This is a genomic window from Polaromonas sp. YR568 (assembly GCF_943372955.1).
GTDB lineage: Bacteria > Pseudomonadota > Gammaproteobacteria > Burkholderiales > Burkholderiaceae_C > Polaromonas.
Genome location: NZ_CALSAL010000001.1, coordinates 31098 through 43544, shown reverse-complemented (window position 1 = coordinate 43544; position 12447 = coordinate 31098). Strand labels below are relative to the sequence as shown.

The following is a 12447-nucleotide window of genomic DNA, read 5'->3' as shown; positions in this document are numbered from 1 at the left end:
GTGTCGATCTGTATGCCGATCTGTGTCAAAACCTGCCGCTCATTTTGCCGCTGTAACCGGCGCGGGAAACACCTGTATCAACGAACCACGGCTGGCTGCTGCGCACTGCCCGCTGCCCGGTCCAGATAAACCTTCAGCGCCGCCACGGTTCTCACCGTGGCGCCCCGGTGGTGCGCCGCAAAGGCCAGCCCGGCGCGGGAGGCACGTTTCTGCGCCGCCGGATCAGCCACCAGCTGCAGCGCGCCCTGCAGCGCCGCTTCCATGTCGCCTACCCGGAACGCAGCGCCTGTCGATTCGGCCAGCTCTGCCGCATCAGCGAAATTGAAGGTGTGCGGGCCCATCACCACAGGGCAGCCGCAAGCCGCCGCCTCAATCAGATTCTGCCCACCCACTGGCGCAAAGCTGCCGCCCAACAGCGCCACCTCGCTCAGAGAATAGTAAAGCGCCATCTCCCCGAGCGAGTCGCCCAGCCACACATCGGCCGCCATCGCTTCATGGTCTGGCGCAGGGCCATCGATCCACGCAGAGCGCCGCGACACGGTGAGCCCGCGCGACTGCGCCAACGCCGCCACTTCATCAAAGCGCTGTGGATGGCGTGGCACCACCAGCAATACGGGCCGGTCGGCCGCGTTTGACAGGGTGGTATTTTTCATGGCGTCAAGCAGCAGGGCCTCTTCGCCTTCGCGGGAACTGGCGAACATGAGGACGGGGCGCGTCGGCATCTCGCGCCACGCTGTGCCCCGCGCGCACTGCGCGGCATCGGGCGTGGCATCGAACTTCAGGTTGCCCAGAATGCCGGTGACATGCGCGCCGGCCTGACGGAAGCGCCGGGCGTCGTCATCGGTCTGCGCGTACACCGCCGTCAGCGCGCCATAGGCCGGCATTGACAGTGGCGCCACCCGCAGCGCCTGCAGCAAGGACTTTTCGGACAAACGGCCATTCACCAGCACCAGAGGCACCGAACGCTCCGCCGCCACGGCCACCAAGTTGGGCCAGATTTCGGTTTCCATCAGCAAGCCGACGCGGGGCTGGAAGTGGGCCATGAAACGCCGCACCGCGCCCGCGCTGTCCCAGGGCTGCCAGACCTGCACGTCACCGGGCTGCAGCAGGGCTGCACCTTCGCTGCGCCCCGTGGCGGTTCCGTGGGTGAGCAGGATGCGGATGCCCGGTTGCTGCTCGCGCAAGCCCTGCAGCAGAAGGCTAGCCGTGCGGGTTTCACCCAGCGACACAGCGTGCACCCACACCAGTTCCGAGCGGCTTTCTGCCGGCTGCGTGTAATGCCCGAAGCGCTCTTCCACACCGTGCAGATAGCCCGGCTCGGCCTGGCCGCGACTGGCCAGCTTGCGGCGCAGCAGCGGCTGGCCCAGCCACATCAGCACCGAATAAAGGCGCAAGGCGATGGCACTCATCACGCCGATGCCTTCCCGCCTTGCACAGCGCGGCAAGTCTGCCATGCCTGCCAGGCCGAATCGACCGTCGGCACCGGCTGGGCATACACGCTGAGCTGCCGGCCGCTACCCACCGCCTCGCCGGGGCCGGTGCGCCACGCAGTATCAAAGTTGTAGATCTGCACATGCGGCAAATCCAGCGCGACCGCGATGTGGCTCACGCCACTGTCCACGCCGATCACGCCGCTGCTTCTGGCCAGCTGTGCCGACAAGGCATCGAGCGCCAGCAGGGGCCACACCATCACAGGTACCTGCGCCATCCCCCGATGAACACCCGCATGAATGCCATCACGAATGGCTTCGCTGGTGGCCAGCTCCCGTGGGTTGCCGTGCGCCAAGGCCACAGCAAAGCCGTCAGCAATCAACCGCTCAGCGAGTTGCACCCAATGCGCCAGCGGCCACTCCTTGTCGGCGCGCGAGGTGCCATGCACCAGTACCACGGTGGGCCGGGAAGCGTCGGCAGTAATCAAGGCCGTCCGGATCGGTTTGAGGCCAAAGTGGGCCGCGCCCTGCAGCGTGTAGCCCAGCGCACGTGCAGCCAGCTCGCGTGAGCGCTGCACGGCGTGGATGTGCGGCGTCATGTCAATCGCCACATCGGCCACCCAGCGCGTGGGCGCCTCGTAGCCGGAGCCCTCGGTCTGGTTGGCGAGGGCGTAACGGCGGCCAGCCGGCGCCAGTGCGGCTACGCGAGCCACCAGTGCGGACTTGGTCAGGCCCTGCAGGTCAATGACCGCGTCGTAGCGCGTGCGCTTCAAGTCATGGCGGAAGTGGCGCCACTCGGCGCGCGTGGCCGATGTCCAGAAGGACTGGCGCCAGCGCCGTATCTCACACGGAATCACGCGGTGCACGCCAGGGCACATCGCAAGCAGCGGCGCAAACGATTTTTCCACCACCCAATCGACCTGCGCTCCCTGCAGCGCCACGTGGATGTCCTGCACCACCGGCAGCGCATGCACCACATCGCCGAGCGATGACAGTTTGACCAGAAGAATTTTCACAAGTGCTGTGTCGTGATCGGCGTCAGTGAGCAGGTGCCGCAAAGTTGGCGTCCGGCTTCACCGTGTGCAGCAGTGCCAGCATGTCGGCCTGAATGCGCGCCAGCGCTTCCGGCGTGTGGCCTTCAAAACGCAGTACCAGCACCGGTGTGGTGTTGGAGGCGCGGATCAGCCCAAAGCCGTCTGGCCAATCGACACGTACGCCGTCAATCGTTGACATTTTGGCGGGCGCCGCAAAGCGCGCCGCCTTGGTCAGTGCGTCCACCACCATGTGCGGCTCGCCTTCCTGGCAGGGCACGTTCAATTCCGGCGTGCTGAAACTCGTCGGCAAGGCATTGAGCACTATGCTTGCATCTGGCGAGCGGCTGAGAATCTCCAGCAAACGGGCACCGGCATAGGTGCCGTCGTCAAAACCGTACCAGCGCTCCTTGAAGAAGATGTGGCCGCTCATCTCGCCACCCAGCGGCGAATCAACTTCCTTCATCTTCGCCTTGATGAGCGAGTGGCCGGTCTTGAACATCAGGGGTACGCCGCCGGCCGCCTCGATCTCCGGCGCCAGACGCTGCGAGCATTTCACATCGAACAGGATGGTGCCTCCGGGTACACGCGAAAGCACATCGCGGGCGAACAGCATCATCTGCCGATCCGGGTAGATGTTCTGGCCGTCCCTGGTGACAATTCCCAGCCGGTCACCGTCGCCATCAAAGGCTAGACCCAGTTCCGCGTCACTGGCTTTCAATACGTTGATGAGATCCTGCAGGTTCTCGGGCTTGCTCGGGTCGGGGTGGTGGTTGGGAAAGTTGCCGTCCACATCGCTGAAGAGCTCGGTCACCTCGCAGCCGAGCGCGCGGAAAATCGCCGGCGCCGAGGCACCCGCAATGCCGTTGCCGGAGTCGATCACGACCTTCATCGGCCGTGCCAGTGTGATGCCGCCCACAATGCGCTCGCGGTAGGCCTGCTCCACGTCGAATGCGGTGATCTGCCCGGCCTTGTGAGGCTCTTGAGGCACGGTCCAGTCCTCTGCCTCGATGGTCCGTCGCAGAGCTTGAATTTCCTCACCGTAAATGGCCCGCCCTGCCAGCACCATCTTGAAGCCGTTGTAATCCTTGGGGTTGTGGCTGCCGGTGATCTGGATGCCCGAACGCGCCAGCGTGTTGGCGGCAAAGTAAAGCATGGGCGTGGTGACCATGCCGACGTCCAGCACATCCACACCCACTGCAGCCAGGCCGCGCATCAGCGCGCTGGCCAGACCCGGCCCGCTGAGGCGGCCGTCGCGCCCCACAGCCACCACGCGCTCGCCTTCGGAGCGGGCGGCCATGCCGAACGCCTTGCCGAGCGCAAAGGCCAGGTTCTCGTCAATGCCCGAAGGCACCACCCCGCGGATGTCATAGGCCTTGAAAATGGATGCGCTCACTTGCATGGAGAGGTCTTTGGCGGGTGGGGATGAATGTGCGGATTGTAGGCGGTGGGGTGCGCGGGAACATGTCCGGAAATGGCTGGTTGATATCGGTCCCCGCCGTATGATTCCTCTCATGCCTGCCGACCGCACCGCCCCTCCCATCGCCGCTAACGAAGCGGTGATCGACGATGCCCGGTACCTCGCGCTGAAAGCCCGCGACGCGCGCTTTGACGGCAGCTTTTTCACCGGCGTTACCTCCACCGGCATTTACTGTCGGCCGGTCTGCAGCGTGAAAACGCCGCGGCGCGAGAACTGCCGCTTTTTTGGGCTGGCCGCCCAGGCCGAGAGTGCGGGCTTCAGGCCCTGCCTGCGCTGCCGGCCCGAGCTGGCACCGCAGTCGGTGGTATGGTCGATTCAGGACGCTTCGTACATCCTCGCGCACCAGGCAGCCCGATTGCTTGATGAACCAGAAGCCCTGGGCGATGACGCCCCCACCGTCTCAACACTCGCCGCGCGCCTGGGCGTGAGCGACCGGCATGTGCGGCGTATCTTTGAGGCGCAGTTCGGTGTCTCTCCACTGCAGTACCTGCAGACGCGCCGCCTGTTGACGGCTAAGCAGTTGCTGGCCGATACCGGCCTGCCCATCACGCAGGTCGCTCTGATCAGTGGTTTTGGCAGCGTGCGGCGCTTCAACGCGGCCTTTCTTTCACACTATGGCCTGAACCCAACCGCGCTGCGACGTCAGGGCGCGCCCGTTGGCGGGCAAGGCATTGCGGTGCGGCTGGGTTACCGGCCACCTTATGACGTACCGGCCATGCTGCGCTTTTTCAGCCAGCGGGTCATTCCGGCGATGGAGTGCGTCACGCCAGAGGCGGCCATGCCGGGGATTCAGCGCACCTGCCGCATTGAGTCTGGTGGCCAAGTGCACGCCGGATGGCTGGCAGTGGCCTTTGACACCGCACGGCACCAGTTGCTGCTGCAGGTGAGCGATTCGCTGCGCGAGGTGCTGCCGCTGGTGATCCGCCGGGTGCGCGCCACCTTTGACCTCGACGCCGACCCGCAGGCCATCAATGCGGTACTGCATGACAGCTTCCCCGACGGTGACGGTCTGCGTGTGCCCGGCGCACTCGATGGTTACGAGTTGGCCGTGCGGGCTGTGCTCGGTCAACAGATCACCGTGGCGGCTGCGCGCACGCTGGCGCAGCGCCTGGTGGACCACTTGGGCGAGCCGATTGAAACCCCGTGGCCCACACTCAACCGGCTGTTCCCCTCGCCTGCCGTGCTGGCCGCGGCCAGCGGCGATACGCTCGGGCAACTGGGCATCGTGCGCCAGCGTCAAACGGCCATCACCGGCATTGCGCGTGCCGTCGCCAGCCAGCAACTGCAGCTGCACGGCGGTGCCGATGTGCAGGCCACCATTGCCGCCCTGAAAGCCCTGCCCGGCATTGGTGACTGGACGGCCCAGTACATCGCGATGCGTGCTTTGCGCTGGCCAGACGCCTTTCCGGCAGGCGATGTGGCCTTGCACAAGGCGCTGGGTGTGCAGGACAGGAAGCAACCCGCAAAAGAAGCCGAAGCGGCCTCACAGATGTGGAAGCCCTGGCGCAGCTACGCGGTGATCCGCGCCTGGAGCGGCACCTTGGCCAGTCCCGGGCCAACCGCAGAGGAGCCCCACTGATGCGGCCATGGAATCAATCCCGCCCGTCCATTTCATTGGACAAGCATGCCGGCTCACACGACCATCGGAGTCCAATGGAATGTGGTGTGCCACCAGCCGGCAAAACCCCAGCGAGCACCCCCACCATTCCAAGGTGACCCCGATGAAATTCAACAGCAGCATTGTTCAAACCACCTTCCACAGCCCACTGGGCGCCATGATCCTGGCCGCCACGGACAAAGGTCTCGCGGGCGTGTGGTTCGAAGGCCAGAAGCATCTGCCGCCTGAACTGGTCGCGCCACCCGTCTGGCCAGAGAACGCAGCGCACCCGGTACTGAAACAGACGGCAGCCCAATTGCGCGAATACTTCGCCGGCCAACGCCAGCACTTTGATGTGCCACTGGACCTGTCGGGTGGCACGCCCTTCCAGCAATCGGTTTGGCAAGCGCTGCTGGCCATTCCGCCAGGCACCACCACCAGCTATGGCACGCTCAGTAGCCGCATCGGCAAACCGGCCGCTGTGCGCGCCGTCGGTGCGGCGGTGGGGCGCAACCCGGTCAGCGTGATCGTGCCCTGCCACCGCGTGATGGGCGCCGATGGTTCGCTCACAGGCTATGCCAGCGGGCTGGACCGCAAGACAGCCCTGCTCACGCTCGAAGGTGCACGAAGCAGCACGACACAACGCGCCATCGAGGAGGCTCTGGTTTGACCGCACCCGCCACGCGAATTGCCGGGGCAGCTACAGTCGTGGCGCCGAAGAACTGGATGGTTGATTTCGTCGTGCTGGCGGCCATCTGGGGCTCGTCTTTTCTTTTCATGCGCATCGGTGCGGTGGAGTTCGGGCCACTGCCCACGGCGGCGGTGCGGGTCACGATTGCTGCCCTCTTCCTGCTGCCCATCGTGTGGCTGCGCGGCCTGCTGCCCGAGCTGCGCAGAAACTGGCGCCGCGTCTTCATCATCGGCATGCTCAACTCTGGCATTCCCTTTGTCTGCTTCTCGTTCGCGCTGCTCTCCATCACCACGGGGCTGTCGGCCATCCTGAATGCCACCGTCCCGATGTTTGGCGCGCTGGTGGCCTGGCTGTGGCTGAAAGACAAACCCACCGCCTCGCGCGTGCTGGGTCTGGTCATCGGATTTGCCGGTGTCGCCATGCTGGCATGGGACAAGGCCACCTTCAAACCTGACGCCTCTGTCATCGCGCCGGGCTGGGCGGTGCTGGCCTGCCTGTTTGCCTGTATTTGCTACGGCATTTCGGCGAGTTACACCAAACGCTACCTGGGCGGCCTGCCGCCGCTCGTCACTGCCGCCGGCAGCCAGATCGGCGCAACGCTGGGTTTGGCGCTGCCCGCCGTGTGGCTGTGGCCCCAGCAGATGCCGGGCACCCACGCGTGGCTGGCGCTGCTGGCTGTGGGCGTGCTGTGCACGGGCCTGGCCTACATCCTCTTTTTCCGGCTGATTGAAAGCGCCGGGCCACCGCGCGCGCTGTCAGTCACGTTCCTCGTGCCGGTCTTTGCGGTGCTGTATGGCGTGCTGTTCCTGGGCGAATCCGTCACGCCCTGGATGCTGCTGTGCGCCGCAGTGATCGTCTGCGGTACCGCACTGTCCACCGGTCTGCTGAAGCTCTGGCGCTGAGCGCTGTTCGCCAGGGGCTGGCAGGCGCTGCATGACTCAGTCAAAATCACACCAGCCTCTTCAGACAATGACCAGACAAGGAACCGCCGTGACCAGAGCCCACCCCGCTGCAACGCCGCTTCAAACCCTCCTGAGCCCTGCTCGCTACCTGCTGCTGGCGCTCGGCCTGTCTGTTACAGCAAGCGGCGCGCTTGCCCAGGCGTCGCTGGACCGCTTGCTCCAGACCGAGGCACAGAAGAACAACTTCCCCGCCATGGCCGCCGCCGTGGTCGTGAAAGGCAAACTGCTGGCCGTCGGCACGGCAGGCACCCGCCGCGTCGGCACCAACATCCCCGTGCAACGTAATGACCGCTTTCATCTGGGCTCTGACACCAAGGCGATGACCGCCACGCTGGCAGCCATGCTGGTCGATGAAGGCAAGCTGCAATGGGACAGCACCTTGGCCAGCGTGTTCCCGGAACTGGCGCCGCGCATGGACGCGGGCCTGCAGCGCGTGACGCTGACACAGCTGCTGTCGCACTCCAGCGGTCTGGCCGCAGACAACGAGGCCTTTGGCGAACTGCTGCTCAAGTCGAGCCTGCAGAACGGCAACCTGGACGAGCAACGCTACTGGATGGTGCAGCAGACGGCACCCAAACCGCTGGAAGCCACACCCGGCACACGCTTCGCCTATTCCAACCTCGGCTTCATGATTGCGGGCTCGATGATTGAACGCGTCACCGGCAAGACCTGGGAAGAGCTCATGGTCGAGCGCCTGTTCACGCCGCTGGGGCTCAAGAACGCTGGACTCGGTCCGCAAGCCAGCATGGGCCGCGTGGATGCGCCGCTCGGCCATCGCATGGTGGACGGCAAGCTCCAGGCCATCCTGAGCGGCCCCGAGGGCGACAACCCGGCGCAGATGGGCCCGGCTGGCACGGCACACATGTCGGTCATCGATTTCGCGCGCTGGGGAAGCTGGGTTGCCGGTCAGGGCAAACGCGCCCCCGCTCTGGTCAAACCGGCCAACATGCAAAAATTGGTGACGCCGGTGATTTCGATGCCCATCCAGTCCACCACGTCCACCACAGTCAGCGGCGCGGCGGGCTACGCGCTGGGCTGGGCAAGCGTGAAGATGTCGTGGGCCGATCAGCCCCTGGTGTTCCATGGCGGCTCCAACACCATGAACAAGGCCTACATCTGGGTGGACACCGTGCGCGATGCGACCGTGGTGGTGCTCACCAACGTCGCCACACCGAATACCGAAGACGCCATGATGGCGCTGGCCGGGCGGCTTTACGGTGCTTACGTCACACGGACCGCGCCCAGGCCCTGAGCAGGCTCATCGATCCTGCCCCTGAGGGATTCACTTCAGCACGCCAGCCACCACATTGATGCTGAGCGCAAGCACCAGCATGTTGAACCCAAAAGACAGTACGCTGTGCAGCAAGGTCAGGCGCCGCATCTCGCGTGACGTGACCTGCACATCCGACACTTGCGATGTCATGCCGACGACATGGGCGTAGTACAGAAAGTCAAAGTAATCCGGGTCCAGACCCCCGGGAAACAGCAAACCGGGGCCATCAGGCTCACCGAGTTTTTCTTCCTGGTAGTACCGATGGGCGTAGCGGAAGGCAAATATCGTCTGGATGAAAAGCCATGAAAAAGCCAGCGCCGCCAGTGCCACTGCAATGTGCATGGCCTGCTCGGCGCCCGTCAGCCCGCGCGACTGCTGCATCATCACCGTGATCGCTGCCAGGCACATGCCGGTGGCTAGCAGCATCAAAAGAAACAGCACGATATTGGGCTCGTCCTGCGCCTGCGCCCGGGCGCGTGTGCGCGCTGCATCGAAACGCACGCACAGCCACCAGGCCAGCAGCAGGTACACCCCGACACCGACACACCACCCCAGCAAGCCACGGAACTGCCACACGGTGGGCAAAGGCAAGGCCGCAGTGGCTGCGCCCACCACCAGCCCGATCAGCAGCCGCTGCGGCCCGGTGGTTTCAGACAGGTGTTTGTGCATGGGGGATTGTGGGGCCGAACGAGTCGCAGACTCAACTTTGTCGAATCAACAAGGCGATGCGCTCATCCGTTCCCGGCGTGAAGCAGAAAAGAAAAAAGGGCTTGCTGCGATATTGATAGCAGCAAACCCTTTGATACTGGCGGAGTGGACGGGACTCGAACCCGCGACCCCCGGCGTGACAGGCCGGTATTCTAACCAACTGAACTACCACTCCTGGTAGACGTAACGTTTGCTCTTACGAGCCAAGTCGCCTGCCCTTGCGGGCAGACTGTTACCGACTTGCGCCTGGCGCATCACACGCATGGTGTGATGAATTTTGGCGACCCCACGGGGATTCGAACCCCGGTACTCACCGTGAAAGGGTGATGTCCTAGGCCTCTAGACGATGGGGTCAAAACCTTGGACTTCCGGAAGCAGGTGCCAGATCAAAGACCTGTTACCCGCCCAAAACTCTCTTAAAACTTCCCGACAATTTCCGACAAACCTTGGTGGAGGTAAGCGGGATCGAACCGCTGACCTCTTGCATGCCATGCAAGCGCTCTCCCAGCTGAGCTATACCCCCGGACTGTCAGATGCTGCAAGTTTCCCTGCAAACCGTCGAGCCTTGAATTATAGCCCGAAAATTCAGCCCGTATCAAACTCCGTTTCAGACTTTCAGTCGCGTCAGTACATCGTCGCGGGTCATCAGTTCCAGAATCGCGTCCAGCGAGGGGGTTTGCGGTGTACCCATCACCAGCACACGCACTGGCATGGCGAGTTGCGGCATCTTCATGTTGCTGTCGGCCAGCACCTGCTTGATGGCTGCGGCAATCGCCGGTCGGCTCCACTCACAGGCCGCTAGAGCCGTGCTCAACCGCGCAATCGCAGGCTTCACCGCGTCGGTCACATGGGTTGCCAGATCGTCGCTGGTCGGCACGCCACCAGTCACCAGCAACTGCAGCCAGCTGGCCAGTTCCACCAGCGTGCTGCAGCGGTCCTTGAAAAGGCCACAGGCACGGGCCACCCAGGCCGAGTCCTGCCCGGTCACGCCCAGCGTCAACAGGAAAGGCTGAACCATGCCTGCCAGCACATCGTCGGCCGTGGCCTTGAGGTGCTGGGCATTCACCCAGCGCAATTTGGCTTCATCAAACTGCGCCGCGCTCTTGCCAAGGTGGTCAAGGTTGAACCAGTCGATGAACTGCGCGCGGCTGAAGATTTCGTCGTCGCCGTGGCTCCATCCCAGACGCGCCAGATAGTTCACCATGGCATCGGGCAGATAGCCTTCGGCGGCGTACTGCGTCACGGGCTTGGCACCGTTGCGCTTGCTCATCTTCTCGCCCTGCTCATTGAGTACGGTGGGCAGGTGCGCATAGACGGGGACGTCGTGCCCGAGCGCGCGGAAGATGTTGATCTGCCGCGGCGTGTTATTCACATGGTCATCACCGCGGATGACATGGGTGATGGCCATGTCGATGTCATCGACCACCACGCAGAAGTTGTAGGTGGGCGTTCCATCTGGCCGGGCGATCACCAGGTCGTCGAGCTCGTCGTTGCTGATCTCGATGCGGCCCTTGACCTTGTCTTCCCACACCACCGATCCGCCTTGCGGGTTCTTGAAGCGCAGCACCGGCTGCACGCCAGCGGGAATGGGTGGCAAGGTCTTGCCGGGCTCAGGGCGCCAGGTGCCGTCGTAGCGTGGTTTCTCCTTGGCGGCCATCTGCTTTTCGCGCAGCGCGTCGAGCTCGGCCACGCTCATGTAGCACGGGTACACATGGCCAGCGTCCTGCATTTCAGCCAGCACCGTCTTGTAGCGGTCCATGCGCTGCATCTGGTAGAACGGGCCTTCGTCGTGGTCCAGCCCGAGCCAGCGCATGCCTTCGATGATGACGTCCACCGCCTCTTGGCTCGAACGCTCCAGGTCGGTGTCTTCAATGCGCAGAATGAAGTCGCCGCCCGTCGCGCGCGCAAACGCCCAAGGGTACAAGGCAGAGCGAATGTTGCCGAGGTGAATGAAACCGGTGGGCGAGGGGGCGAAGCGCGTTCGCGTTTTTTTGGTGGGCAGATCGGTCATGAAGTCGGTGAGGAATGTCGTCAGGCGGGCAGGCTCTGCAGCCCGCGCAGCAGGTCGGCCTTGATGTCGTCAATATGGTCCAGGCCCACGGCCACGCGCACCAGACTTTGGCCGATGCCAGCAGCCTGCCGCTGCGCTTCGCTGAGGCGCCCGTGCGAGGTGGTGGCCGAATGACTGATGGTGGTCTTGGTGTCACCGAGGTTGGTGGCCACGCTGAGCACCTGCGTGCTGTTGATCACATGGAAGGCGTTGGCGCGCGCAGCCTCTGGCGTGTCGCCGGGCACATCGAACGACAGCACGGCGCCGCCCTGCCCTGACTGCTGGCGCATCGCCAGCGCATGCTGCGGATGAGAAGCCAGACCGGGGTAGTACACGCGTTTGACCGCGGGCTGCGTTTCCAGCCACTGCGCCAGAGCGAGCGCATTGGCGCTTTGCGCCTGCATGCGGATGCCCAGTGTTTCCAGACCCTTGAGCACCACCCAGGCATTGAAGGGCGCCAGCGTCATGCCGGCGGTGCGCACCATGGGGCTGAACACCTCGGTGATGATTTTCGACGGACCGCAAATCGCGCCGGCCATCACACGGCCCTGACCGTCGAGGTACTTGGTGCCGGAATGGATGATGAGGTCGGCACCGAACTCGACCGGCCGCTGCAGGGCAGGCGAGCAAAAGCAGTTGTCCACGGCCAGCAGAGCGCCCACGCTGTGCGCCAGGTCGGCCAGCGCGGCAATGTCGCACACCTCGGTCAGCGGGTTGGTGGGCGTTTCGGCAAACAGCAGCTTGGTGGTGGGGCGCAGTGCCGCCTTCCACTCGCTCACATCGGTTTGCGAGACAAACGTGGTCTCGACGCCGAACTTGCCGAACTCGCGGCCGATCAATGCGATGGTCGAGCCGAACATCGAGCGCGAGCACACCACATGGTCGCCCGCCTTCAGCAAGCCCATGCACATCATCAGGATTGCGCTCATGCCGGTTGAGGAGCCAATCGCGGCTTCGGTGCCCTCCATCGCCGCGAGTCGCCGCTCGAAGCTGGTCACGGTGGGGTTGGAGGTGCGGGCGTAGGTGTAGCCCTCTTGTGGGTTGGCAAAGCGCCGTGCCGAGGTCTCGGCGTCGGGCTGCACAAAGCCGCTGGTCAGGTACAGCGCTTCGGAGTTTTCACCGTGCTGGCTGCGGTCCACCGCCACGCGCACGGCCAGGGTGTCACGGTGCAAGTTGTCTGGCAATTCTTTCTGTGTCGTGTTTTGTGTCATGTTTTCCGCCATGC

General features: G+C 64.2%; 10 protein-coding genes and 3 tRNA genes. 4 read left to right on the top strand and 9 right to left on the bottom strand.

Going from position 1 to position 12447, the window contains the following annotated elements; genetic code table 11:
• Positions 1–77 precede the first annotated feature (77 nt).
• Genes AAG793_RS00205 through AAG793_RS00195 form a run of 3 tightly spaced genes read right to left on the bottom strand, consistent with a single transcriptional unit; the run spans position 78 to position 3863 of the window.
• Positions 78–1409, bottom strand: a complete 1332-nt coding sequence (locus tag AAG793_RS00205; RefSeq protein WP_341902424.1) for a 3-deoxy-D-manno-octulosonic acid transferase — start codon at positions 1407–1409, stop codon at positions 78–80.
• Positions 1409–2446, bottom strand: a complete 1038-nt coding sequence (gene waaC, locus AAG793_RS00200; protein ID WP_341902421.1) for a lipopolysaccharide heptosyltransferase I — start codon at positions 2444–2446, stop codon at positions 1409–1411. The genes AAG793_RS00205 and waaC overlap by 1 nt, the downstream gene beginning before the upstream one ends.
• Positions 2447–2468: 22 nt before the next feature.
• Positions 2469–3863 carry a phosphomannomutase/phosphoglucomutase gene (locus AAG793_RS00195; RefSeq protein ID WP_341902418.1) on the bottom strand — a complete coding sequence of 465 codons (1395 nt, stop codon included), beginning with the start codon at positions 3861–3863 and terminating at the stop codon, positions 2469–2471.
• A gap of 112 nt (positions 3864–3975) precedes the next feature.
• Between AAG793_RS00195 and AAG793_RS00190 the strand changes: the two genes are divergently transcribed.
• The 4 genes from AAG793_RS00190 (at position 3976) to AAG793_RS00175 (ending at position 8443) form a co-directional block, all read left to right on the top strand.
• The gene (locus AAG793_RS00190; protein WP_341902417.1) at positions 3976–5520 is read left to right on the top strand and encodes an AlkA N-terminal domain-containing protein; all 1545 of its coding nucleotides are present in this window, start codon (positions 3976–3978) and stop codon (positions 5518–5520) included.
• 142 nt (positions 5521–5662) lie between these two features.
• Positions 5663–6208, top strand: a complete 546-nt coding sequence (locus tag AAG793_RS00185; RefSeq protein WP_341902414.1) for a methylated-DNA--[protein]-cysteine S-methyltransferase — start codon at positions 5663–5665, stop codon at positions 6206–6208.
• A gap of 56 nt (positions 6209–6264) precedes the next feature.
• On the top strand, positions 6265–7131 hold the full coding sequence (locus tag AAG793_RS00180; protein ID WP_341902411.1) for a DMT family transporter: 867 nt from the start codon (positions 6265–6267) through the stop codon (positions 7129–7131).
• A gap of 88 nt (positions 7132–7219) precedes the next feature.
• Positions 7220–8443, top strand: a complete 1224-nt coding sequence (locus tag AAG793_RS00175; RefSeq protein ID WP_341902409.1) for a serine hydrolase domain-containing protein — start codon at positions 7220–7222, stop codon at positions 8441–8443.
• A gap of 30 nt (positions 8444–8473) precedes the next feature.
• Here the strand turns inward: AAG793_RS00175 and AAG793_RS00170 are convergent, their stop codons facing one another.
• The 6 genes from AAG793_RS00170 to AAG793_RS00145 all read right to left on the bottom strand — a co-directional run bounded on the left by AAG793_RS00170 (position 8474) and on the right by AAG793_RS00145 (position 12433).
• Positions 8474–9133 (bottom strand): DUF1345 domain-containing protein, encoded by a 660-nt coding sequence (locus AAG793_RS00170; RefSeq protein WP_341902406.1) that lies wholly within the window; start codon positions 9131–9133, stop codon positions 8474–8476.
• Between the two features lie 137 nt (positions 9134–9270).
• Positions 9271–9347: transfer RNA gene (locus AAG793_RS00165), tRNA-Asp, on the bottom strand.
• 103 nt (positions 9348–9450) lie between these two features.
• Positions 9451–9526 (bottom strand) — tRNA-Glu (locus tag AAG793_RS00160).
• 93 nt (positions 9527–9619) lie between these two features.
• A tRNA-Ala gene (locus AAG793_RS00155) sits at positions 9620–9695 on the bottom strand.
• An 84-nt stretch (positions 9696–9779) separates the two neighbouring features.
• A complete protein-coding gene (gene gltX / locus AAG793_RS00150) occupies positions 9780–11183 on the bottom strand; it encodes a glutamate--tRNA ligase (protein WP_341902405.1) in 1404 nt (467 codons plus the stop codon).
• A 20-nt stretch (positions 11184–11203) separates the two neighbouring features.
• Positions 11204–12433, bottom strand: coding sequence for an O-succinylhomoserine sulfhydrylase (locus tag AAG793_RS00145; protein WP_341902401.1), 1230 nt, complete (start codon positions 12431–12433; stop codon positions 11204–11206).
• Positions 12434–12447: the final 14 nt, after the last annotated feature.